Origin of the sequence: Desulfofarcimen acetoxidans DSM 771 (genome assembly GCF_000024205.1) — a bacterium.
In the GTDB taxonomy this organism is placed as follows: Bacteria; Bacillota; Desulfotomaculia; order Desulfotomaculales; family Desulfofarciminaceae; genus Desulfofarcimen; species Desulfofarcimen acetoxidans.
Genome location: NC_013216.1, coordinates 4,430,977 through 4,454,472, shown reverse-complemented (window position 1 = coordinate 4,454,472; position 23,496 = coordinate 4,430,977). Strand labels below are relative to the sequence as shown.

At 41.7% G+C, this 23,496-nt stretch carries 22 protein-coding genes and 1 CRISPR repeat array; all 22 genes read left to right on the top strand.

Features of this window, described 5'->3' with window-relative positions; genetic code table 11:
* Positions 1-40 precede the first annotated feature (40 nt).
* The 22 genes from cas4 to DTOX_RS20575 all read left to right on the top strand — a co-directional run bounded on the left by cas4 (position 41) and on the right by DTOX_RS20575 (position 23,487).
* Positions 41-550, top strand: coding sequence for a CRISPR-associated protein Cas4 (gene cas4, locus DTOX_RS20675; protein ID WP_015759624.1), 510 nt, complete (start codon positions 41-43; stop codon positions 548-550).
* A 15-nt stretch (positions 551-565) separates the two neighbouring features.
* The gene (cas1b, locus tag DTOX_RS20670) at positions 566-1,558 is read left to right on the top strand and encodes a type I-B CRISPR-associated endonuclease Cas1b (protein ID WP_015759623.1); all 993 of its coding nucleotides are present in this window, start codon (positions 566-568) and stop codon (positions 1,556-1,558) included.
* Positions 1,559-1,591: 33 nt separating this feature from the next.
* Entirely contained in the window at positions 1,592-1,855 is a 264-nt protein-coding gene (gene cas2 / locus DTOX_RS20665; RefSeq protein WP_015759622.1) for a CRISPR-associated endonuclease Cas2, read from the top strand.
* 182 nt (positions 1,856-2,037) lie between these two features.
* Positions 2,038-3,333: direct repeats of the CRISPR family, unit length 30 nt; unit sequence GTTTTTAGCCTATCTATGAGGAATTGAAAT.
* A gap of 199 nt (positions 3,334-3,532) precedes the next feature.
* Positions 3,533-3,847, top strand: coding sequence for an ArsR/SmtB family transcription factor (locus DTOX_RS20660; RefSeq protein WP_015759621.1), 315 nt, complete (start codon positions 3,533-3,535; stop codon positions 3,845-3,847).
* A 92-nt stretch (positions 3,848-3,939) separates the two neighbouring features.
* Positions 3,940-4,953, top strand: coding sequence for a permease (locus tag DTOX_RS20655; protein WP_015759620.1), 1,014 nt, complete (start codon positions 3,940-3,942; stop codon positions 4,951-4,953).
* Between the two features lie 14 nt (positions 4,954-4,967).
* The gene (locus tag DTOX_RS20650; protein ID WP_015759619.1) at positions 4,968-5,318 is read left to right on the top strand and encodes a thioredoxin family protein; all 351 of its coding nucleotides are present in this window, start codon (positions 4,968-4,970) and stop codon (positions 5,316-5,318) included.
* Between the two features lie 233 nt (positions 5,319-5,551).
* A complete protein-coding gene (locus DTOX_RS21820; protein ID WP_015759618.1) occupies positions 5,552-6,781 on the top strand; it encodes an Ig-like domain-containing domain in 1,230 nt (409 codons plus the stop codon).
* Between the two features lie 339 nt (positions 6,782-7,120).
* On the top strand, positions 7,121-7,246 hold the full coding sequence (gene mftA / locus DTOX_RS22605; RefSeq protein WP_015759617.1) for a variant-type mycofactocin precursor: 126 nt from the start codon (positions 7,121-7,123) through the stop codon (positions 7,244-7,246).
* 26 nt (positions 7,247-7,272) lie between these two features.
* A complete protein-coding gene (locus DTOX_RS20640; RefSeq protein ID WP_015759616.1) occupies positions 7,273-9,216 on the top strand; it encodes a mycofactocin system FadH/OYE family oxidoreductase 2 in 1,944 nt (647 codons plus the stop codon).
* A 12-nt stretch (positions 9,217-9,228) separates the two neighbouring features.
* Positions 9,229-11,214: a mycofactocin system FadH/OYE family oxidoreductase 2 gene (locus DTOX_RS20635; protein WP_015759615.1), complete on the top strand. Its 1,986-nt coding sequence runs from the start codon at positions 9,229-9,231 to the stop codon at positions 11,212-11,214.
* Positions 11,214-12,242 carry an electron transfer flavoprotein subunit alpha/FixB family protein gene (locus tag DTOX_RS20630; RefSeq protein ID WP_015759614.1) on the top strand — a complete coding sequence of 343 codons (1,029 nt, stop codon included), beginning with the start codon at positions 11,214-11,216 and terminating at the stop codon, positions 12,240-12,242. The genes DTOX_RS20635 and DTOX_RS20630 overlap by 1 nt, the downstream gene beginning before the upstream one ends.
* Positions 12,229-13,533, top strand: coding sequence for an FAD-dependent oxidoreductase (locus DTOX_RS20625; RefSeq protein WP_015759613.1), 1,305 nt, complete (start codon positions 12,229-12,231; stop codon positions 13,531-13,533). The genes DTOX_RS20630 and DTOX_RS20625 overlap by 14 nt, the downstream gene beginning before the upstream one ends.
* Positions 13,527-13,799, top strand: coding sequence for a ferredoxin family protein (locus tag DTOX_RS20620; RefSeq protein ID WP_015759612.1), 273 nt, complete (start codon positions 13,527-13,529; stop codon positions 13,797-13,799). Before DTOX_RS20625 ends, DTOX_RS20620 begins: the two co-directional genes overlap by 7 nt.
* 18 nt (positions 13,800-13,817) lie before the next feature.
* Positions 13,818-14,699, top strand: coding sequence for an adenine nucleotide alpha hydrolase family protein (locus tag DTOX_RS20615; protein WP_015759611.1), 882 nt, complete (start codon positions 13,818-13,820; stop codon positions 14,697-14,699).
* Positions 14,700-14,718: 19 nt separating this feature from the next.
* Entirely contained in the window at positions 14,719-14,973 is a 255-nt protein-coding gene (gene mftB, locus DTOX_RS20610; protein ID WP_015759610.1) for a mycofactocin biosynthesis chaperone MftB, read from the top strand.
* A complete protein-coding gene (gene mftC / locus DTOX_RS20605) occupies positions 14,951-15,964 on the top strand; it encodes a mycofactocin radical SAM maturase (RefSeq protein ID WP_015759609.1) in 1,014 nt (337 codons plus the stop codon). The genes mftB and mftC overlap by 23 nt, the downstream gene beginning before the upstream one ends.
* Positions 15,965-15,978: 14 nt before the next feature.
* Positions 15,979-17,565 carry a mycofactocin biosynthesis glycosyltransferase MftF gene (gene mftF / locus DTOX_RS20600; RefSeq protein ID WP_015759608.1) on the top strand — a complete coding sequence of 529 codons (1,587 nt, stop codon included), beginning with the start codon at positions 15,979-15,981 and terminating at the stop codon, positions 17,563-17,565.
* A gap of 141 nt (positions 17,566-17,706) precedes the next feature.
* A complete protein-coding gene (locus tag DTOX_RS20595; protein WP_015759607.1) occupies positions 17,707-18,888 on the top strand; it encodes an iron-containing alcohol dehydrogenase family protein in 1,182 nt (393 codons plus the stop codon).
* A gap of 30 nt (positions 18,889-18,918) precedes the next feature.
* Positions 18,919-20,409, top strand: a complete 1,491-nt coding sequence (locus DTOX_RS20590) for an aldehyde dehydrogenase family protein (RefSeq protein WP_015759606.1) — start codon at positions 18,919-18,921, stop codon at positions 20,407-20,409.
* A 269-nt stretch (positions 20,410-20,678) separates the two neighbouring features.
* The gene (locus DTOX_RS20585; protein WP_015759605.1) at positions 20,679-21,227 is read left to right on the top strand and encodes a SiaB family protein kinase; all 549 of its coding nucleotides are present in this window, start codon (positions 20,679-20,681) and stop codon (positions 21,225-21,227) included.
* Between the two features lie 12 nt (positions 21,228-21,239).
* Positions 21,240-21,629 carry a DUF1987 domain-containing protein gene (locus DTOX_RS20580; protein WP_015759604.1) on the top strand — a complete coding sequence of 130 codons (390 nt, stop codon included), beginning with the start codon at positions 21,240-21,242 and terminating at the stop codon, positions 21,627-21,629.
* 13 nt (positions 21,630-21,642) lie between these two features.
* On the top strand, positions 21,643-23,487 hold the full coding sequence (locus DTOX_RS20575) for a SpoIIE family protein phosphatase (RefSeq protein ID WP_015759603.1): 1,845 nt from the start codon (positions 21,643-21,645) through the stop codon (positions 23,485-23,487).
* Positions 23,488-23,496 lie beyond the last annotated feature (9 nt).

The window sequence follows — 23,496 nt, the reverse complement described above, 5'->3', positions numbered from 1 at the left end:
CTGAAATTAAATTATTAATATTATGCGAGGAATAACTAAAATGCAGAATAAAGAAATTCATATTACCGGAACCTTGGTATGGTATTATTATATTTGCCACAGGGAGGTATGGTTCATGGGCCGGCAAATTGTTCCCGATCAGGATAACCCCAATATTGACATAGGCAGGTTTATCGGGGAAAACGCTTATTCTCGGGAGAGTAAAAAGGAAATTGCTGTGGGAAACAGCAGGTTTGATATTATAAGAAATAAAGAAGGCCATCTTGTAATATCGGAAATCAAAAAATCATCTAAGTTTAAAGATAGTGCCCGGATGCAACTGGCATTTTACTTAAGTGAACTGGAAACCCTAGGTATAACCGCTCGCGGTGAATTGCTGTTTCCCGAAGAAAAGCGTAAGGAAACAATTGTATTGGACGATAAACTGCGTGCTCATCTTGAGCAGGCCAGGCGTGATATCCTGCGGATTATGTATCTGCCGGTGCCGCCGCCGGCACAAAAGAAAAGCCTGTGCAAGAATTGTGCTTATGCGGAATTATGTTGGGCTTAGGTGGGGTGAATAGAAATGGAGAAGACAATATATATTTTTTCCAGCGGGGAATTGAAGCGAAAAGGGAACACGTTATATTTTGAAACGGAAGAAAATAGAAAATATATTCCGGTAGAAGATACCGGGGAAATAATGATTTTCGGGGAAGTTGATATTAATAAAAAACTCCTGGAGTTTCTATCTCAAAAAGAAATATTAATGCACTATTTTAATTATAACGGTTATTATATGGGTACCTTCTATCCCCGGGAGCACCTTAATTCGGGGTATATGATTTTGAAACAGTCTGAATATTATATGGATGAGAAGAAAAGGCTCGAACTGGCACGTCAATTCGTGATAGGTGCGGGTAAAAACATCAGACAGGTATTAAAATACTATAACAACCGGGATTGTGATTTGGAGGATGGACTAAAGAGAATTGAAGAAATTTTCACATCTATGCCGGAAATAATTACAATTAACCAGTTAATGGCTCTCGAAGGTAATATGCGGGAGCAGTATTACAAGTGTTTTGATACTATTACCCAAAATCAGGACTTTGTATTTGAGGAGCGCAGTCGCCGACCACCCCGGAATTATATGAATACTCTGGTTAGCTTCGGTAACACTTTGATGTATACTACGGTATTAAGCGAAATTTATAAAACCCATCTGGATCCTAGAATTGGTTTTTTGCATGCAACAAATTTTCGCCGTTTTAGTTTAAATCTTGATGTAGCGGAGATATTTAAGCCCATTATTATAGATAGGCTTATTTTTAGCTTAATCCGTAAGAATATGGTAACTAAAAAGGACTTTGATAAAAATACAGAAGGAATAATGTTAAAGGACAAGGCAAAACAAGTCTTTGTTCAGCAAATGGACGAAAAATTGAAAGTTACAATAAAGCATCGTGAGTTAGGCAGGCATGTTTCTTATCGTAGGCTAATCAGGCTGGAATTGTATAAGTTAGCCAAGCATTTAATCGACGAAAAAAAATACGAACCATTTATTGCTAATTGGTGATATACTGATTAAATAGTTTTGTGAGGGATATTGATGTTTGTAATTTTAGTTTATGATGTGGGTGTTAAGCGGGTAAATAAAGTTTTAAAAAAATGCAGAGCGTATCTGCATTGGGTACAGAATTCTGTGTTGGAAGGAGATATTACCGAGTCTAATTATATAAAATTAAAAGCTGAATTAAGCAAGATTATAAATACTAAAGAAGACTCAGTAGTTATATATACGTTTAGGTTACCCAGATACAACTCGCGTGAGACGTTAGGTATTAAAAAAGGGGGAGAAGAAAATATTTTTTAACTCATTGCTGAGTATTGTCGTCGATCCCCGGTAGTGAGAATTTTCCGGGGGATCGACGATATTAATTTATGCCCTTTAAGTATTAATATATCTGACTTTTGTGGATAATGCTTAGTAAAATACTTGTTTTAAACGCTTATTTAAGGTAGACTAAAAAGCAGGTATTCTAAGGTTTTAGTGGGGTTTTTAGCCTATCTATGAGGAATTGAAATACTCATTGGCCGTTACTCTCACATACACTCCTCCGCCGTTTTTAGCCTATCTATGAGGAATTGAAATTAGGTTTTTCTTCTCCACGTTCACGGGCTTTATCGGTTTTTAGCCTATCTATGAGGAATTGAAATCTGTATTAAATACGGGGGTAAGAATTCCGATAACTTTGTTTTTAGCCTATCTATGAGGAATTGAAATATGGTACAACATAAGTGCCTTCACTATTAGGCCCAAATCCGTTTTTAGCCTATCTATGAGGAATTGAAATAAATCACCCTATAAGCACGCATACTCCCGTCCGGTGCGGTTTTTAGCCTATCTATGAGGAATTGAAATAACTTTATAATTGCTTCACCATCGTGATCAATCTTTAGTTTTTAGCCTATCTATGAGGAATTGAAATTCTGATAACACACCAGAAAAAGTAAGAAGTAGTTTGTTTTTAGCCTATCTATGAGGAATTGAAATGCTAATTTAGTAAAAAGCAAGCTTTGGCCTAAATACGTTTTTAGCCTATCTATGAGGAATTGAAATCCTCAGTACGAGCTATTAAACGAGCTTTAGCTCTTGTAGTTTTTAGCCTATCTATGAGGAATTGAAATGACAGAGGACAGGGTAAGTAAACTACGCAAGCAGCGTTTTTAGCCTATCTATGAGGAATTGAAATTCCTATCCCGTCCCTTCTCAAATTGGTCTAATTGTGGTTTTTAGCCTATCTATGAGGAATTGAAATTTGAACTGCTTGATAATATTAGTAACTGCTTCAACCGTTTTTAGCCTATCTATGAGGAATTGAAATTTGAGTTTTTTGCCCGTAGGTGCTGGGCTAAAAAAGGTTTTTAGCCTATCTATGAGGAATTGAAATTAATGGTAGGTTGTGGAATATATTCAGGAATAGGTGGGTTTTTAGCCTACCTATGAGGAATTGAAATTCGATAACTGATGTAGGTAACAATCCTTTTTCACGAGTTTTTAGCCTACCTATGAGGAATTGAAATTTCCCAAAAACTGCATAAACTGCTTAACCTTTTCATGTTTTTAGCCTACCTATGAGGAATTGAAATATGCAGATCACCCACTAGCCAATACCTTAAAAGGCGAAGTTTTTAGCCTACCTATGAGGAATTGAAATCGTAAACTATGTAAAGAAAAACGAATCCCCCACCGGACGTTTTTAGCCTACCTATGAGGAATTGAAATTTAGTTCATCTATCTCCTCAGCCAATTCTATCTCGGTTTTTAGCCTACCTATGAGGAATTGAAATTAGGTAACCCCGTCCCATTCATCAGTATTGCCATGCCGATTTGTGGTTCAATAATAATTAAAAATTACTCTACTATCGTTCAAACTGCCCCAATAATATTCCGCACCACCCTTCTGAGTCGATTGGTTTCATATTGACAAAATTTGATTTGACGCATATAATGATGACACATCAAATATTTTTGATATGAGGTGGTAATTTGGCAACGGTTTATGAGGAACACGCAAAAGTGTTCAAGGCGTTTTGTGACGACAAACGCCTGCGGATACTTGAACTGCTGCGCGGCGGCGAAAAATGCGCCTGTGTTTTGATAGAACAGATGGACATGGGACAGTCAGCGCTATCTTATCACATGAAAATATTGGTTGAGTCGGGTGTTGTGGAAAGCAGGCAGGAAGGCAAATGGACGCATTACAAAATCAGCGAAAAAGGTGGCGCTTGTGCCGTAAATCTGCTTAAGAAGCTGACAACGCCGAATACGGTTGTTGAAGATGATAATTGTTGTAAAAATTAAAAAGCCATCCGGACGATGGCTTTTTAAAAGCACAATACATCAAAAATATTTGATATGAATATCCGTATACAGAAAGTGGGGTTTCATCTGCTATGCAAATAATAAAAGCAATCTGGGACTTTTTCCAGGGTCAGATTCTCGGTATGAAGTGGTTGAACAGCCTAATCGGCGAAGGGCTGTCAGCCTTGGGGCTTGACAACGCCAATCGCTGGGTCGGAGGCCTTCAGTTTTTTATCTATGATGTTATCAAAATTACGGTTTTGTTGTGCTTCCTGATTTTTTTTATCAGTTATATACAAAGCTACTTTCCTCCGGAACGCAGCAAAAAAATACTCGGACACTTTCATGGCATTGGGGCTAACTGTGTTGCGGCTCTTTTAGGTACGGTGACGCCTTTTTGTTCCTGCTCTTCTATTCCTCTGTTCATAGGTTTCACATCTGCGGGTCTATCGCTGGGCGTTACTTTCTCGTTTCTTATATCTTCCCCGATGGTAGATCTCGGCTCCCTATTCCTGCTGATGAGCATTTTTGGCGCGAAAATAGCGATTATCTATGTTGTCCTTGGTCTTATCATTGCGGTAACCGGTGGCACGCTCATTGAGAAACTGCATATGGAAAAGCATATTGAAAGTTTTATATTGACGGCTGGCGGTGTGGATATAACATTGCCCGACCTGTCCAAAAAAGATCGTTTAATTTATGCCAAGGAACAGGTGCTCTCCACCTTCAAAAAGGTATTCCCTTATATCTTGCTTGGCGTAGGTATTGGCGCAGTCATCCATAACTGGATTCCCGAGGAATGGGTAACAACTGCGCTTGGGAGTAAAAATCCCTTCGGAGTAGTACTGGCAACATTGATTGGTGTCCCGATGTACGCCGACATATTCGGTACCATTCCCGTTGCGGAGGCGCTTTGGTATAAGGGCGCGCAGCTCGGCGTTATTCTGTCATTTATGATGGCTGTCACCACGCTGTCCCTGCCGTCAATAATCATGCTGCGTAAGGCTGTAAAACCTAAACTGCTGGCTTTATTTATTGGTATTTGTATTGTAGGCATTATAATTGTCGGTTATCTATTCAATGTTCTTATAGCATTGATAGTATAGGGAGGAATCTAATTATGTCATTGTTTAACTTTGGTAAGAAAAAGAAAGAAGCCTCAAGCTGTTGCTGTGGCGGCAGTTGTGACGCTGAAAGCATGGCAAAGGCTGAAAACGCAAAGACTCAAGGCGCAATCGTTAAGGTACTGGGAAGCGGCTGTGCGAAATGCAATCAGCTTGAAGCGGCGACAAAAGCTGCGCTGGAGCAATTGGGGATGGATACTGTTATCGACCATGTAACCGATTTTTCACAGATCGCGGCCTATGGGGTACTGACAACACCCGCCCTCGTTGTAGACGGAAAAGTAGTTTCTTGCGGCAAGGTTCTTAAAACCGAGGAAGTTATCAAGATTCTCCAAAAGGTCAAATAATATTTCGGGGGGTATCATATGTACCTCCCGTTATCTTTTTCTTTATAATGATTTTCTGGAATTGTCATTCTTCTTTGGTATTTCACTTCCTGTTCACAGCCGCTTCACAATAAACTGTAATAATTTATATACGGACTTAACTTAATAAAAGAAGGGGGCACCAGAGTTTGTTTTAGCGTTATAGCTGTACTTGGCTGGAAAAATTATTTATTAAAAAAGGGGGCAAACAGCCTATGTGGAAAAAGAAATTATTTATTAGCACTATGACTATAGGTTTATTAGCGGTTGGAATAGGAATGAATATTTCAAACGCAAATGCGGATACCGGTCGGGGAAACTATCTGCAAACCACAGGTCTTCAAGCAAAAGTGCTTAACCAGAACCAGTCGCAGATGACGCAGCCTCAGTTTATGATGCATTTTTTAGATATGCAGCAGAAGAACATGCAGCAAAACAATATGCAGCAAAACAATATGCGGCAAAACAAAATGCGGCAAAACAAAATGCGGCAAAACGATATGCAGCAGAACAATATGCAGCAACAGTCGAGTGGCGAAGCTCTTGGGCGCAAATGTCAAATATTTGATTCTGAAGCAGGAAATATTTTATCGCAAATAGCTGATATTTTGGGTGTTGAGGAAAAGAGTATAATTGAAACTCTTCAGGGAGGAAAAACCTTGGTAGAAATTGCCGAGGACAATGGTGTAGATGAAGATGAACTGCTGGAAGAACTTGTAGAGTCCCAAACAACTGCGATTAATAATGCGGTTAGTGCGGGCACCATTACTGATGAGCAAGCGGATGAGTTAAAGGATAAGTTAACTGAAAGGCTGCAAAATCTAATAGAATACAATACACAGCAGCAGTTTAACGGGAAATTTTCTAATCATCAAAATGAGTTGCCGGGGTTGGCGGGAGATTATAACTGCTCTTCCGGCTATGATGTGGAAAAAGGGACAATTTCCAATATGGACAGTGACAGCATTACAATTAATGATAACACGTATCAGATAAATGATGATACAAAAATTTACCTTGACCAAAAAAGCGCTGACTGGGATGATATTTCAGAAGGCGATAGCGCAGTAATTTTCGTAAATAGCAGCGGCGAAGTTGCTTATCTTTATGTTAATAATCAAAATGAGTTGGAGGTAGAAAGCTTAAGCCCATCTGATGATGCTGATAATGTGAGCCGGTATACTGATGAGTTAGAAGTGAAATTTAACAGAGATATTGAAGCAAAAACCAGTTTGAGCAATGTATATGATGCTATTACTATCAGTAACAATATCGATGTAAATACAGTAGAGATAGATGATGATACGCTGACCATAAAACTGGATGATGAACTGGATTATAATGAGGAATATACTGTAACTATCGATAGCGGTGTAATCCAAGCTGAAGATTCCAGTGACACTAATGATGAGATTGAGTGGTCCTTTACCACAGAGGAAGAATAAGCAATTAATTTTCTTTCGTTCAATCTCATGAAATTCTGTTATTGTGATTATTAAAGATACTGTCCTACAAAATAAAAGATGAAATTAGTTACTAAAAACAACTAATCACATATTTATATTTTTTAGTTGTAATGATTGGCCCGGTTATAATATAATTCAGGTATGGTTTTATGTAGAATGGTAGGACGGTAGGGTCATAGCGATTAAGGTAATATTAATATAAACCGACTTATGGTTGGTTCCTTATTCTGATTAGCTATTTCCAAAACACTCTTACCAGAGTGTTTTTTATTTTGTCCTTCATTCCATACAGAAAATAATGTAAGGGGGTATTTCCATATGAAAAAGAATAATAATGAAGCAGTTAAAAACGTCGATGAAAAAGAGGGCAAACAAGATATTGAGATTATTGAAGAAATACAAATAGAAGAATTATCAATAGACGGGATTTGCGGCGTGTATTAGTTTATGTGTTTAGGAGGAAAGGCTGCGTGACAGTTTGTGCAAAATTATTTTCTCCATTGAAAATAGGCAAGCATATATTAAACAATCGAATTATATTTGGCCCGCACAGAACAAATTTTGCTGTTCAAAACTTACCCTCTAAACAACATGTTAATTATTATGAGCGGAGAGCTAAAGGCGGGGTTGGATTAACAATAATAGAAGGAGGCTGTATTCATCCTTCGGATTACCCTTACGAAAGAGCTATATTTGCTTATCGAAAAGCTGTGACAGATGGCTACGGGCAAATAGCCGAAGCAGTACACAAACACGGTTGTCTTGCAGTGGCACAATTGAATCATTCCGGCGGTCAGGCGGACAGCAGCTTATCCCGCAGAGAAACATGGGCTCCTTCGGCAGTGCCTGAAATAAGTTCCGGAGAAGTGCCTAAGATTATGGAAAGGGAAGATATAAAGGAAGTAATTGAGGGGTTTGTTAATGCGGCTTGGAGACTGAAAAACTCCGGTTTGGACGGCATAGAAATAAATGCCGGGCAATTTTCTTTATTGCGCCAGTTTTTATCCCCGTTAACAAATTATCGTTCCGATGATTACGGCGGATCACTGGAAAACAGAGTGCGTTTTTGCCGGGAAGTACTGCAGGAGGTTCGCCGGGCAACCGGTTCTGATTTTTTAATCGGTCTGCGCTTGTGCGGTGATGAGTATGCACCCTGGGGAGGGTTGAATCCTGAAGATTGCCGGGACATTGCACGGCATTTATGTAAAGGCGGCTTAGTTGATTGGTTTACTGTAGAAACAGGCAGTATTTACAGCCTGCACATGACGTCTGCTTCAATGCGCCATCCTGAAGATTACGCGGCACAACCGGCTTGTCTTATTGCTGAGGCTGTTGATATACCGGTCTGTGCCACAGGCAGTATAGTAAGTGTTAAACTTGCGGAGAAGTTATTAAATGAAGGCGTCCAGTTAGCAGAGATGACCAGGGCGCTCATAGCAGACCCTGACTTGCCGGCTAGAGCCAAAGAAGATGAAACTAATATAAGGCCATGTATTCTATGCAATCAGGATTGTTATGTTAACTCGGTTATGAATCCTGTTTTGTCGTGCGCGGTTAACCCGTTTGCCGGTGAGGAATTAAAAGAAACTTACACTGTAAGTCCGGCCGGATTTAAAAAAGTTTTGGTAGCCGGTGCCGGGCCTGCCGGTCTGGAAGCGGCAATAACTGCTGCAAGACGCGGGCACAGGGTAGTATTGTATGAACGTGATTCTGAACCGGGTGGACGGTTGAAGTTGGCTGCAAGAATTCCGGGCTGCGGAAAGTTTCAAAGTATTATAGATTATTTATACCGGTGTGTGCGGGAGATAGGAATTGAAATCCATCTGGGCAGCAATGCAGATGACAGTGTAATTGCAGCCGAGTCTCCTGACGCTGTGGTTGTAGCCACAGGGAGCAGGCCTTCTCCGGTTCCCTTTGCAGTAGGTGCAGGCATAACGTTTATAAGACCGGAAGAACTGCTGGCAGGCAACCGGAAAGTCGGTTCCAGGGTTATGATTATAGATTTGGAAGGAGCATGGCAGGCTCCGGGAGTGGCTTTGTCTCTGGCGGGAGAAGTCGAGAAGATCAGCATTATAACACCTGAAATGTTTGTTTCTCCTGAATTGGCTAAAAATGGGGAGTTCTTATATTGGTACCAACAGGCATTTCAAAAGAATATTGAATTTATACCGCAAACTGAGGTAATCAGGGTGAGCGGCAGCTGTTTGGAAGCTGTTGACAGGTTTAGCCGGGAAAAACGTATGTTTAATCAAATTGATACGATAGTGCCGGTTATCCCTGCTTATCCCGACCAGAGTCTTTATCTTCGTTTGCTGAAAACGGGGATACAGGTATGGGTCGCTGGAGACTGTGTGGCTCCGCGCAATTTGGGTGCCGCGATAAGAGAAGGCCGAAATATTGGCTTAACGATCTGAGGAGCCGTATATATGTCAAAACAATATCAGCTTTTATTTTCCCCAATAAAAATCGGCAATGTAGTGATGCCCAACAGGGTAGTGTTCACCGCGCATCTGACGAATTTGACAGAGAACAATCTTCCGGGTGAAAAGCAGGCGTATTATTACGCTGAGAGGGCTAAAGGCGGGGCCGGATTAATAATCACGGAGGAACTGTCTGTTCACCCGACGGATCGTGCTTACGAAAAACTGATTGATGCTTTTGAAGAAAAGGCGATTCCGAGATATCGTTTTGTTACCGGCCTGGTTCACCGTTACGGAACAAAAATATTTGCCCAGCTTAACCATAACGGGAACCAGGGCTGCAGTATGCATACTAAGCTGCCGGTTTGGGCACCTTCACCGCTGCCCGATCCTCTTTTCAGAGAAGTGCCGAAGGAAATGGATAAATATGACATTAATAGTTTAGTCGAGGGTTATGCAAAATCAGCCGGGTTTGTTAAAGCCGGTGGGTTTGACGGCTTAGAGTTTCAGGGATCTCACTCGTCAATCTTGCGACAGTTTTTGTCTCCCCTGACCAACCATCGCAGGGACGAATATGGCGGCAGCCTGGAAAACAGAATGCGCTTGCTTTGTGAAACTGCGGAGGCTGTGCGTAAAGTGGTGGGGAAAGATTTTATCATGGGTTTGCGCTTGTCCGGAGACGAATTTGTTGACGGGGGGCTTACGCTGGCGGATACGGTGGAAATCGCCCGCGGGATTGATGAGACAGGATTTTTCGATTATATAAATACCAGTGTGGGCATCGCAACACGTAATCTGTACCTGGTGGAAGGCAATATGTGTATGCCGCCCGGTTACAGCGTATACATGTCTTCCGCCGTCAGACAAGCCGTCAAAATACCGGTTATCGCGGTAGGGCGGATTAAAGACCCGGCACAGGCCGAGCAAATTTTGCGGGACGGTCACGCGGATATGATCGGTATGGTGCGAGCTCAGATAGCCGATCCCGAGTTTGCCAATAAAGCCTTTAACGGAAAAGCTCAAAGCATTCGCATGTGTCTTTCCTGCAATCAGGATTGCATTGGCAGAGTTGGCCTTAACAGGGAAATAGGCTGTTTGCAGAACCCGTCCGTTGGTAAGGAAAAATTCTGGGGCGCAGGTACCCTGAAACCTGCTGTAAAGAGTAAGCGGGTTATAGTTGTCGGTGCCGGTCCGGCAGGTATGGAAGCAGCTAAAACCGCGGCTTTGCTTGGTCATGAGGTAATTCTTTTGGAAAAGGAAGCCGAACCGGGCGGTCAGGTTAGATTTGCCGCCAAACTTCCTTACAGGGCGGAATTTGGAGATGTAATTAGGAATCTGTTAAACGACTTAAAAACAAGCGGGGTGGATTTAAGACTGGGCAGCGAGGCAGATGCGGAGTACATTCTGAATGAGAAGCCTGATTGTGTTATAGTTGCAACAGGTTCTCTGCCGCAGCGTCCTCCCATGCCGGGTTTTAATCAGGAAAATGTATTTACTGTTTGGCAGTTGCTCACAGAAGATTTGGTTTTGGGTGGCAGGATCATTATGGTGGATCAGCTTGGTTTTCACCAGGCTTCAGGGGCGGCGGAGCTTTTGGCCGACAGGGGGAAAAAGGTGGAGATATTAACTCCCTCTCTCTATGCGGGGCAAGGTTTGGGTCGTAGTCTGGACCTTGAATTGTGGTATCGCCGGGCGAGGAAAAAAGGTATTGCCTTGACTCCCAACGTGTCGGTTATTGCTATTGACGGCAACACTGTGCAGGCAATCCACAATTATTCCGGTCAAGTGGCAGTGTGGCAGGAAGTTGATAATATAATATTAGCCGCTGCACACCGGGTCAATGATGATCTGTATTTTTCCCTGAAAGGCAGGGTGGCAAAATTGTACCGCATAGGCGATTGTCTGGCTCCCCGGCGTGTTGATGCCGCAATTTCAGAGGGACACAGAGTGGCCAGGAACTTATATGAGCCGGGTTTAAGAAGGAGGCCGTAATGGGGCAGGAAATTTGGGTTGTTGCTGAACAAAACCATGCTGACATGACTGATTTAACGAAGGAGTTGCTGGGTGTTGCCAAAACAGCGGCACAAAGAGACGGAATTAAGGTGTGTGCTGTTTTAGCTGGCTATAAAACAGAAGGCCTGGAAAAGTCACTGGCTTCTTATGGTGCGGAGCGTGTCTACATAGCCGATCATAAAGAATTAGAACATTATAATGCAAAAGCCTGTGTGGATACAATTTCAGAATTGGCAAAAAAGCACAGACCTTTATTCATTATTTGCGGAATGACTTTTAACGGGAAGGATCTGTCTGCGCGGCTGGCCGCCCGCTTAAAAACTCATTTGTTTTCTGCTTGTGCGGCATTAAAGCCCACGGATAACAATCGCTTTGAAGTGACAGGTCTGGTGTATAACGGGTTAGCTATGTCAAGCAGGATAGTTGGAATAGATGAAACTGCGATACTTGGCTTTCTGCCCAAAATCAGAGGATTGGAAAGCCCGGATGACGCCCGTGATGCAGAATTGATAAAAATTGAAACGATATTGCCGGGAGACCGTTATCCTCGTCATATTGAGACGGTAGCTGCTGATTTTCGTGAAATTGATTTAACTGAGTCAGATTTTGTTATGTCCTGTGGTCATGGTATGTGCAATAAAAACTCATTTCATTTAATTTGGCAGCTGGCAGAGATTTTAGGAGCAACCGTCGGAGGCTCCAGGCCTACCGTGGACAAAGGCTGGCTGCCGGCTGAACGCATGATTGGAATGACCGGAAAAACGGTCAGTCCCGAATTATACCTGGCCTTTGGTATTTCCGGTGCTGTCCAGCACATCATGGGTATTAAGGATTCTAAATATATTGTTGCCATTAACAAGGACGCCCAGGCACCAATCATGCAGATAGCGGATTTGGCTGTTATGGGAGATGTACTTGAAGTTTTGCCAGCTTTGATTGAAAAAATAAAAGCCTTTGCTTTATCAAAAACAAGGCTGATTGAGAGTGAAGCCAGTGAAGCAATTTGATGCAATTGTAGTTGGCGGCGGGCCGGCGGGAACAACAGCCGCCCTGGTATTAGCCAGGGCCGGTATGAGAGTTGTTGTGCTGGAGCGAGGTGAATACCCGGGTGCTAAAAATGTCTCCGGTGCCGCTTTATACGGCACGCGGTTATTGGAACGATTGCATCCCGGTTTTTGGCTTGATGCGCCGATTGAACGTTATATTACACGCAAGGTGCTCGGGTTTATGTCCGAGCATGCCTTAACTTCTATTGATTTCAAAAGCGAAAATATGGGATTGCCTCCCTATAATGCCTTTACCGTTATACGGCCCAAGTTCGATCGCTGGCTGGCTCTAAAAGCTGAAGAAGCGGGAGCTTTAATCATTTCTGGTACCGTTGTAGACGGTCTTATCAAAGAAAACGGTGTAATTAAAGGTGTGCGGACACGTCGGGACAAGGGTGAGCTATATGCCGATATTGTTATTGCAGCTGACGGTGTGAATTCTTTCTTAGCCAGAGAGGCAGGATTGCAACGTGAATTAAAGGCCAATGAATTATCTTTAGGGATTAAAGAAATCATTGCTCTGGACAGGCAGACTATTGAAGAGAGGTTTCAACTGAGCGGCAATGAGGGAGTAACCCACGAATTTGTTGGCAGTGTAACCGGAGAAGCGACCGGAGGCGGTTTTTTATATACCAATGAAGACAGTCTTTCAATTGGCGTAATAATGCAAGTATCCTCTATGCTGGAAAATAGGATCAGGCCTTATGAATTATTGGAGAAGCTTAAAAGTCATCCTTCTGTCAGACCCCTGGTGCGAGGCGGTTTAGCTAAAGAATATTCTGCTCACATGATCCCGGAAGGTGGATGGAAGATGTTTCCCAAGTTATTCGCGCCGGGTTTGCTGGTTGCCGGTGATGCGGCAGGTATGGTTCTGGCAACCGGATACTATCTGCAGGGAATAAATTATGCCATGATTTCGGGTGAGGCTGCTGCTGAGACAGCGATAGAAGCTATTAAAAAGAAGGAGTATTCCGTTTCCACATTAGCGAAATATGAGCTCTTGTTAAAAGAAAAACATGTTTTAACTGATTTTAAGAATTTTCAAAATGCAACTGACATTTTAAACAACCGTCGTTTTCAAAACCTATATCCGGAAATTATCTGCTGCTCTATGGAAAAATTATTTGCACACGGTGAAAGCTCAAAACAAAAGCTGGTGGGGAATCTTTCTTCACAAGTCAAAGATTCTAAAGCAAGCTGGTTGAAGATTGCTTTGGACTTGTTTGAAGGAGGCAGGGCTCTGGGATGGTAAATGTTCAGGAAAAATTAAACCGGCTAAGATTTAAGATAGATAAAAATTCCCATATTAGCATAGACAAAAGCAAGTGCGTCAAATGTCAAAGCAGAGCGTGCCTGTTTTTATGTCCGGCGGGATTATTCTTGCTGTTAGAAGCTGAGCTTTTTCACAATCATGAAGGTTGTTTGGAATGCGGTACCTGCTATATTTCCTGTGAACAAAAAGCAATTAATTGGAATTATCCCAGAGGCGGTTTTGGGGTCTGCTTCCGGCAGTCTTGAATTCCAGGAGGCTATCAAATGAACATAGCGGTCTATGTAAAACGGGTTCCTGATCTTGCGTCAGTAGAGGTCAATGCCTTAACCGGACAAGTGGACAAAAAACGATTGGTTTACATTACTGATCCTGCTGCTTTGCGAGCTGTTGAAGAAGCTTTGCGTATCCGGGAGGCAATGAAAGGGCGGGTAACGGTATTTAGCGTAGGTGACATTTCTGTTGAAGATACACTGCGTGAGTGCCTTGGCATGGGTGTTGACCGGGTATATAGAATCAGGAGCAGTAATCAGGCGGAGGAAGTCCCGCCGTCGATAACCGCCCATGTGTTGGCGCAATATATTAAGGCAAATAAATATGACCTGGTACTTTGCGGTGATACCGGAAGTTCTTTTGAAATAGATCAGGTTCCGGCTTGGATCGCCGAATATCTGGCTTTGCCTCTCATCACAGCTGTAACAAACCTGCGGGTAGATGAAGCGCGAAAGATAACGGCACAGCGCAGGCTGGAAAAAGGCAAAAGGCAGTCTTTGGAATGTAATGCTCCTTCTATAGCAACAGTTGATGTTTCAATTAACGAACCACGGGAATGTTCCCTTGCTTCCTGGATAAGTGCGCATCAAAGCAGTATAAATACCGCGGATATCCCACCGGAAGCTTTTCGTATGCTGCCGGCCTGTAATCAAGAATCCGGCTCCGGTTTCGAGATTAAGCCGCTGCGACCTGATCAACGCGTAATTTTTACCCCGGATAATTCATTGCCTGCTCACGAAAGAGTTTCTCAGATGATTTCCGGAGGAATGGCTGAAAAAAAAGTTTCTGTTGTTAAAAGCAAGAATCCGGCAGAAGCGGCTGAAAGCATATTAGACTTTTTGGTAAAGAAAGATTTATTTATACGAAACATTTAGGAAAATCAGGTGATTATGCATGGATAAAGTTTGTTATTGCTTGGCCCCCGGCTATAACGCAAGAAAAGAATCCTTTGGCCTGCTTTTTTACAATACAAAAACCACCAAGTTGAATTTCGTGAAAGCTAAAGGATTGCTTGAGCAGGAGTTTATTATAAACAAAAACGGTGTGTTTGAGTTCCCCGGTGAGAATTCTGCAAAACAAAATACAGAAACTGTATTGAAAACACTGGTAAAGAGGGGGTTTCTTCTTGAAAGAAGATTACCTGTATAAAAAGAATCTTTCCGCACCTGTTAATGTAACTTGGGAGATAACCCGCCGCTGTAATTTATCCTGCTGCCATTGTTTGTCAGCCAACATACTGACTGACTGTGATAATGATATGAATTTAACTCAGTGTAAGCAATTCATTGATGATTTGGATAATATAAAAGTTTTTCAAGTAAACCTGGGTGGTGGAGAACCCTTTTGGCGGGAAGACATCATGGACATACTTGATTATTGCCACAAGAAGGGTATTGTCACCTGTGTAAGTACAAACGGTACCTTAATTGACGATTATTTGGCCTCCAGATTAGCTCAAATGGATTTGACTTATATTCAAGTTAGCGTTGACGGAGCCTGTCCGGAAACAAATGACAGAATCCGCGGAGAAGGTGTCTTTAAAAAAGCCGTTCACGGGATAGATTTATTGAATAAGTATAATTTTAAAAACTTGAGTATCAATACTGTGGTTACCAGGCTTAATTTTAAAGAGATGCTTGATATCTATAAAATGGGCAAATATTACAAGGCTAAAACCAGACTGTCCAGATTCAGACCTTCCGGCCGGGCGAAAGATGTCTGGGAGGATTATTACTTAACCAGGGAACAGATCATAGAACTGTCAGAATTTTTAGGAAATAATAAAGACGTTTTGACCGGTGATTCATTTTTCTCCATCACAGCCGGGGAAAGAAAAAATTTAGGACTGAATATGTGCGGGGCTGCAAAAATGACCTGCAGTGTCACTCCGGACGGAAATGTTTATCCCTGCGCGTTTCTCCAGGAGGAATATTTTTATGCCGGCAATATTATAAAACAATCTTTAGGGGAAATATGGAAAAATGCCGCTATATTCAAAACTTTAAGAGATTTAAGGATTGAATCCTGTCAAACCTGTCCGAGATTTAATACTTGTCATGGGGGTTGTCCGGCGGTTGCCTTTTTCCTGAGAAACAGTTTAAATTGCAGTGACCCGGAATGTATTCAGCAAATACAATAACCGGAGATATAGGAATGATTTCTTTGTTAAACTCTTTAAACTTTAGCTTAGCTAAAGGAGTGTTATTAAGAACAAATGATAACGCGTTTTCTTTGATATCTGAAACACCGGTACGGGTTCTGCGTATAAGCCCGGCTTTGTATGGGCTTATAAAAAAAATCAGTGAGGGACAAGACCTTTTTGAACTTATTAAGGATAAGCCGGTATCTGAAAGGAAATCTGTAACTAGTATTCTGTTAACTCTTGTTGCTAAGGGCTACCTCTCCATTCAATATAAAAGATGTAATGAATATTTAAGTAATAACCCTGGGCGCTTAGAACATTGCGATGCTCTAAAGCAATGTAACGGCCACTTGCCGCATGGCCAAAACGGTTCTTTCAAGAATTCTATAAGTGCTTCCGGTTATGACGAAATTTTACCCACTGTAACTGTGGTTATCCCGGTTAAAAACAGGCCGGGGGAAATTCGTGATTGCTTGGATTCCTTAAAGGTCCTTAATTACCCAAAAGAAAAAATGGAAATAATTGTTGTTGATGATGGTTCTACGGACAGTACCGGAGATATTATTGCTTCTTATAATGTAAAACTGATTAGCCTGCCTAAATCAAAAGGCGCTTCCGCCTGCAGGAATATTGGGGTTAAAGAAGCTAAAGGAGAAATAATAGCCTTTTTGGACAGTGATTGTACTGTAAGTCCCGGTTGGATTAAAGAATTGCTTCCTTATTTTGCATTTGAGGGTGTCGGAGCTGTAGGCGGTTTTGTAAACAGTTATTATAATAGTTCCTGTCTCGATAAATATGAGGCCGCGTGTTCTTCGCTCAATATGGGGAAACGCGTTTTATTTGAAAGGGATGCAAAAACAAACTTTTATGTTCCTTCCTGCAATTTATTTGTAAAAAAAGACGCTTTTAATCAAACCGGCGGCTTTAAAGAGTCCATGCATGTAGGTGAAGATGTTGATTTTTGCTGGAGAATGAGAAAACTGGGGTACTTTCTATTATATGTTCCGCAGGGTGTTATAGCCCATAAACACAGAAATATATTGGCAAAAATGCTGAAAAGACGCATGGAATACGGTACTTCCGAAGCTGATCTATATAAAAAACACAGTGACAAAGAAAAGGTGTTTCCTGTTCCGGTTTATGAAGGATTGTCTTTTTTGAGTTTCTTACTGGCAATATGTATGACAAAGCCGCTGCTGCTGGCGGTGAATGCTCCACTGCTTCCTTTAGGCGTATTTGCTAAAGCAAAGAAAATATCTGAGTACAGATCCGAATTTGGATATATGTCGTTATTGAAATCGTTCTTGAGAAGTACATTGTCTGTATATTACTTCATCTTGTTTCACTTAATGCGTTATTATTTGCTGTTAATGCTCGCAGCCGGAGTTGTTTATTCACCTGTATGGCATTTGGCTGCCATTAGTTTAGTAATCTCTTCAATAGTTGACTATTCTGTTAAAAAACCTAATATATCATTTGCTGCTTTCTTATATTTTTATGTACTTGAGCATTTGGCTTATCAAACAGGTGTATTGGGCGGGTGTTTAAAACAAAAGAGTTTTAAATGCTATAAGCTGAAAATAAAGATTTTACTCTGAAAATGCTGTTTGTAGTGTAGATTTCGAATGTCCCTGAAGCCCTTATTTTCAGAGCTTTGAAGGTTGTCAAAAAAATGTTGGCTGAAAGTCGGTTTATATGTAACCGGCAAGTTTAAAAAATTTAAAACAGGGGGAATTAAAATGGCTATTAATATCGTAGGTTCTGAATTTCCGTTGAAAACTTTCCATGCGACTCCAAGGGGCATTATTGGCTGGGGTGCTTATCAGATGGCAGGGGTTGAGGCCAAAAAAGTTGGTATTAAGCATGCCTTGTTGGTAACCACAGGCTTAAAGGGTACCGGTATTGTGGATGAGATTAAAGGTGTTTTACAATATGCTGGCGTTGAAGTGACAGTTTTTGATAAAGTCACATCCAATCCGAAGGATTATGAAGTTCATGAGGCCCATAAAGTATATAAAGAAGCCAATTGCGACGGGTTAGTTTCTGTTGGCGGAGGCAGTTCGCACGATTGTGCAAAAGCAGTGAGAATTGTAGAAACACATAACGGGCGCTCAATAAGAGATTTTAACGGTGTATGTGATTTTGACATAGAGGTAAATATACCCCATGTGGCTATTACCACAACTTGTGGAACCGGTTCTGAAGCAACTTACGCAACTGTTATTACGAATACAGAAAAGAAATTTAAAATGCTCATATTTGAATACAGTGCTTATGCGTCAAGATCTATAGTTGATCCTGCTCTAATAAGAACACTGCCGCCGAAATTAACCGCCTTTACAGGTATAGACGCCCTGACTCACGCAGTGGAGGCCTACACCTCAAGATTGAACATTCTTACTTCCTATGGGATCGCCCTGCATTCAATCGAATTAATTGGAAAGCACTTAAGAGAAGCTTTTGGCAACGGCAATAATGCAGAGGCCAGAGAAGCTATGGCCTGGGCTCAATATGGCGGCGGACATGCTATCAACAGCGGCGGGGCCGGGGTCGTGCATTCAATAGCCCATTCCCTGGGTGGGTTGTTGGATTCTCCTCACGGCATGTGCAACTCTATTGCTTTGGTACCCTCACAAAGATATAACCTGGTAGCCTGTCCTGAAAAATTTGCTAACATAGCTAAAGCATTAGGAGTGGATACCGCCGGGATGACTGTTATGCAGGCGGCTGAAGCTGCTGTTGACGAGATGGAAAGTTTAATCAACGACCTGGAAGTTACAGAAACCTTCAGTGACTTGGGCTTAAAAGAAGACAATATAGATCAGGTGACTGAGTTTGCTCTGAAAGATTTCTGCAGTGTAGCTAATCCCAGGAATTTAACCAAAAAGGCTATTGATGATCTTTTGAGGCAATGTATGTAAATTGTTGATAAAAGAGAGGAAGATGATTGCATGTTTACTCAAATTGAAGAATATAAAACCGTTATTGACGGTGAAAAAGTAAACGCTTCTACCGGAGAAACCATGGACATAGTCAATCCGGCTAACGGGTTGGTGATAGCGAAGGTGCCCAAGTGCGGAATCAGTGAGGTAAACAGTGCGGTTGCCGCGGCGGTAAAGGCAGCGCCCGGATGGGCAGCTAAGACCGTAGGCGAACGCTCCAAGATCCTGCTTAAATTATCTCAATTAATTATGGCCAATTTGGAAGAGCTTGCTAAGCTGGAGACTATGGAACATGGTTCTCCGATCAGAAAAACAATGAATTTTGATATCCCGTTGTGTGCCGAGCAGCTTGAGTACTTTGCCGGTGTGGGCAGGGCCATGAAAGGGGAGACTTTACCTGTTGGTCCCTGGTGTGCCTCCATGGCTGTACGGGAGCCGCTGGGTGTTGTCGGTTTGATTACGCCATGGAATTTTCCTGCGCTGATGGTTGTCTGGAAATTGGGTGCGGCATTGATCACTGGCAATACTGTGGTCATTAAACCACCCTCGATCACTCCGTTAACCACCATAAGATTAGCTGAACTGGCTCTGGAGGCGGGCGCTCCTGCCGGAGTCATCAATGTTGTGACAGGCCCCGGGGATATAGTCGGTGAAGCCCTGGTGCAGCACCCGGATGTGGCTAAGATCGGTTTTACCGGCGATACTGCTACGGGTAAACGTATAATGAGCCTGGCCAGCAATTCGGTTAAACAGGTTGGACTGGAGCTGGGCGGCAAGAATGCGTTTATAGTCTTATCGGATGCCGATGTTGATGCCGCCGTTGAGGGTGCGATCTTTGGCGCGTATTTTAACACAGGCCAGGTATGTGCGGCTGCCAGCCGGTTTTTTATCCATGAATCTCTTTACGGGCAGTTTGAAGAGAAGTATGTAAAAGCCTCAATGTCTCTCAAATATGGTGACCCCATGGACATGGCGACCGTACTGGGGCCGGTTGCCTATGCCGCTCATCGAGACAGGATCGAGGAATATGTTGCGAGAGCGAAAGAGGCCGGGGCGGTGCTGCTGCTCGGTGGCGAGCGGCCCAATACACCTGACACGAAGGATGGCTTTTTTGTAGCCCCTACCGTTTTTGGCAACTGCAGCAATGATATGGAGATTATGCGCGATGAGATTTTTGGTCCGGTAACGGCTCTTTGCAAGTTCAAGACAAATGACGAGGCAATTGCTCTGGCAAATGATACAAGATTCGGTCTTTGCGCATCAATTTGGACCAGGGATTTAAGAATGGGTCTTCAACTTGCTTCACAAATTCATGCCGGCACTGTTTGGGTAAATGAACACCTTATTATTTTCTGTGAAACGCCATGGGGTGGATGTAAGGAATCAGGCTGGGGTAAAGACCTCTCCACGATGGTTCTTGATGAATATACAAAAATTAAGCACATATACCTGGACCTCATTGGGCAGCCGGTTAAGCCCTGGTATGCAATTCTTAAATAGTTCATGTCGGGCTGCGGCAATATGGAATTTGGGTCAGACTCCTGTAAATAAGGGTCTGGCCCAAATTATTTCATGCTGACAGCTTCTTTTTCCTCTTAAAAAAAATATTTCAATAATTTGTATGTGGTGAGGATAAATTGAATATTGGCGAAGAACACAAAAAATGCAGGAAAAATTAGTGGTTATATCGAAACCTATAAAGAATAATTCATAAAAAATATATTTCATTTACTGGAATGAATTAAAATATATGAGCCTGGGAGTGAAAAATGTTGAAAAATATGCTGCTTGATCTCCAAAATAATCTCAGAGCCTATAGGGTTCTGATTAGTTTTTCAGGCCGATTTTCCCAGGGCATTATCGAAGAATTAGGTGATGCCATTAGGAAATATATGGAGGTAGAGGACAAGCCGAGGAATAGCATATATAATGTTTTTGCTGTTTTTGTGGAACAAACACATAATATTAAGAACTATGTGGCCGAACAGGAGTGTAGCCCATATTATGAACAAATTGCCAATTCAGGAATTATCACTATTGGTAAGACTGATAACAGATATTATGTATGTTCGGGTAATTTAATTCAGCACAAAGATGCGGGTATCCTTTCTTCCAGAATTGATAAGCTAATTGACTTGGATAAAAATGAATTAAAAAAATTATATAAAGAAGAAATTAAGAAGGATCTCCCTCCCGGCAGTAAAGGAGCGGGGGTAGGCTTAATTGATATTGCCAGAAAAACAAGCCAACGGATTGAATACTCAATATTGAAGCTCGATGATAATCTCTCGTTTTTTTCTATAAAAGTACAAGTTTAGGGGGTTGTTGCTTTGCTGCATAAATTATATATTGAAAAAACCAGAGGAACCCCTGAGGTAGTGTTCGATCCGGAACAAAATACTTTGATTTTGAGAGGACAGTCTTACCCGGAAAACGCTTTTAAATTTTATGAGCCCGTATTGGAATGGATTAACCAATATTTTGTTCAGTGTAATTCGCCGGTTTTTGTGGAGATTAAGCTTTCTTACATAAATACCAGCAGCTCAAAATGTATAATGATGCTGTTGGAAAAGTTTGAAGAGGAATTTCAGAAGGGTTTGGAAGTAAGATTGAATTGGTATTATGATGAAGAAAATGAAAGTGAATTAGAGTGTGCGGAAGAGTTTAAAGAAGATGTGAATTTTACGTTTAATATTATTCCACTGCAAGAAGAAGTATAGATGATGGTGAGATATGTTTGCTAAATTAAATAAATGGCATAAAGCTGCGGCAAGTTATGGCAGTATATATAACTTGGGTACGATGAAAGTGATAGTCATGGCTTGTCTGTGTATCGCCTTAGCAGTATTTATTATGGGAGGGCTAAGTTACTTCATTACTGAGAGAGCCGTACTGAATAAATTAAAATCAAAAGATCTGCTCTTCATTATTAAGTCTATTGACGCGAAAATTGATGCCCGAATCGCCATGGCGGAGGAATTATCGCTCATATTGGCTGAAGACCCGTTACTTATTGAGTGGGTAGAGGGAAAGGAAAAAGATGATAGATTGGGGCAATTAGCCCTGCGGCAAATTGCCAATATAACCAGGAACCATAACTATGACAATTCGTTTATTGTCAGTACGATAACAGGTCATTATTGGACTGAGAAGGGTAAATTAATTGATACTATGTCTAAATATGATGCCGATGATTCCTGGTTTTTTGAGACTATTGCCTCAAAAACACCTGTTTCAATAAGTATTGACTACAATAAAGAACGTGATGACACCTTTGTTTTTGTTAATGCTCTCATGGGTGATTGCAACCGACCCATAGCAGTAACCGGAGTCGGTTTTAACTTAAAAGATATTGCCAGGGAATTTGCGGGCTATAAGTTTGGTGAAAAAAGCAGGCTCTGGCTTATTGATAGAGAGGGACAAATCCACCTGGCGGAGGATTTGGAGGATCGGGGCAAGAATATCAGTGATGTCATTCCTGAAGCTGTCAGTAATAAAGTTCTGCAAACATCTAATCAGTCTATCGCTTTTGGTGTTCTGGAATATAAAGATGCCAGGGGGGAGTTAACAGATCTGGTATACCGGACCATGCAGTCAACCGATTGGCGGTTGATTTTGCAGATTCCGAGAATTGAAAGCACCGGCTTTTTAAAGTCTATTGAAATTAATACGCTGCTTGCCAGTGTATTTTGTCTTATATTGGTTGTCTTTATTTTTTATCTGATAGTTGACAAAATTGCCAATCCCCTGAAAAGAGCCGTAATATTAAGTCATGAACTGGAACGGCAGGTCCAGGAAAGAACCGGAGAATTGCAGGAAAAGAATGCAAAAATTATGGATAGTATTGACTACGCGAAACGAATACAGGAAACGATTATTCCTGATGATCAAGAAATGGCAGAAGCTTTTAGCAGTTATTTTGTATTATGGCAGCCGCGTGATTTGGTAGGGGGAGATTTTTATTGGTTTAAAAAGAAAGGTAATGATTATGTACTGGCGATTGTCGACTGTACGGGCCATGGTGTGCCGGGAGCGTTGATGACCATGGCGGTTTCTTCAATTTTGAATCATATTGTAGATGAAATATGTTTCGATGATCCGGCAGTAATTTTTAAAGAATTAAATGCTCGGGTGAAATCGACCTTACATAAAAAGGCCAATCATGTTACAGATGATGGCGCGGATATCGGGATATGCCACATTAAAGACGGTAAACTTTTGACCTTTGCAGGTGCCAGGATTGCCCTCTATATAATGAGGGCGGGCGGCTTAGAGATTGTGCAGGGTGATAAACAGAGTATCGGTTATCAAAAATCAAAAGACGATTTCAATTTTAAGAAGGTTTGTGTAGCTGTGGAAAAAGGCGATAAATTTTATATGACCACTGACGGTTATATCGATCAAAATGGAGGGCCTAAAGACTATCCCTTTGGGAAAAAACGTTTTGCTGCTCTGATTAATGAATATGCACACCTTTCATTAACCGGGCAGAAACAAATTTTTATACAGGCTTTAGCTGATTATAGGCAAGAAGAACTGCAGCGAGATGATATTACCGTGATTGGCTTTCAGATTTAAGCCAGGTGC

What these genes read in the sequence shown, in the direction of transcription:
- DTOX_RS21820 (WP_015759618.1), top strand. Translation starts at nt 5,552, where the DNA reads ATGTGGAAAAAGAAATTATTTATTAGCACTATGACTATAGGTTTATTA.
- cas2 (WP_015759622.1), top strand. Translation starts at nt 1,592, where the DNA reads ATGTTTGTAATTTTAGTTTATGATGTGGGTGTTAAGCGGGTAAATAAA.
- DTOX_RS20630 (WP_015759614.1), top strand. Translation starts at nt 11,214, where the DNA reads ATGGGGCAGGAAATTTGGGTTGTTGCTGAACAAAACCATGCTGACATG.
- cas4 (WP_015759624.1), top strand. Translation starts at nt 41, where the DNA reads ATGCAGAATAAAGAAATTCATATTACCGGAACCTTGGTATGGTATTAT.
- DTOX_RS20595 (WP_015759607.1), top strand. Translation starts at nt 17,707, where the DNA reads ATGGCTATTAATATCGTAGGTTCTGAATTTCCGTTGAAAACTTTCCAT.
- DTOX_RS20650 (WP_015759619.1), top strand. Translation starts at nt 4,968, where the DNA reads ATGTCATTGTTTAACTTTGGTAAGAAAAAGAAAGAAGCCTCAAGCTGT.
- mftA (WP_015759617.1), top strand. Translation starts at nt 7,121, where the DNA reads ATGAAAAAGAATAATAATGAAGCAGTTAAAAACGTCGATGAAAAAGAG.
- cas1b (WP_015759623.1), top strand. Translation starts at nt 566, where the DNA reads ATGGAGAAGACAATATATATTTTTTCCAGCGGGGAATTGAAGCGAAAA.
- DTOX_RS20590 (WP_015759606.1), top strand. Translation starts at nt 18,919, where the DNA reads ATGTTTACTCAAATTGAAGAATATAAAACCGTTATTGACGGTGAAAAA.
- DTOX_RS20620 (WP_015759612.1), top strand. Translation starts at nt 13,527, where the DNA reads ATGGTAAATGTTCAGGAAAAATTAAACCGGCTAAGATTTAAGATAGAT.
- DTOX_RS20615 (WP_015759611.1), top strand. Translation starts at nt 13,818, where the DNA reads ATGAACATAGCGGTCTATGTAAAACGGGTTCCTGATCTTGCGTCAGTA.
- DTOX_RS20585 (WP_015759605.1), top strand. Translation starts at nt 20,679, where the DNA reads ATGTTGAAAAATATGCTGCTTGATCTCCAAAATAATCTCAGAGCCTAT.
- DTOX_RS20575 (WP_015759603.1), top strand. Translation starts at nt 21,643, where the DNA reads ATGTTTGCTAAATTAAATAAATGGCATAAAGCTGCGGCAAGTTATGGC.
- mftF (WP_015759608.1), top strand. Translation starts at nt 15,979, where the DNA reads ATGATTTCTTTGTTAAACTCTTTAAACTTTAGCTTAGCTAAAGGAGTG.
- DTOX_RS20655 (WP_015759620.1), top strand. Translation starts at nt 3,940, where the DNA reads ATGCAAATAATAAAAGCAATCTGGGACTTTTTCCAGGGTCAGATTCTC.
- mftB (WP_015759610.1), top strand. Translation starts at nt 14,719, where the DNA reads ATGGATAAAGTTTGTTATTGCTTGGCCCCCGGCTATAACGCAAGAAAA.
- DTOX_RS20635 (WP_015759615.1), top strand. Translation starts at nt 9,229, where the DNA reads ATGTCAAAACAATATCAGCTTTTATTTTCCCCAATAAAAATCGGCAAT.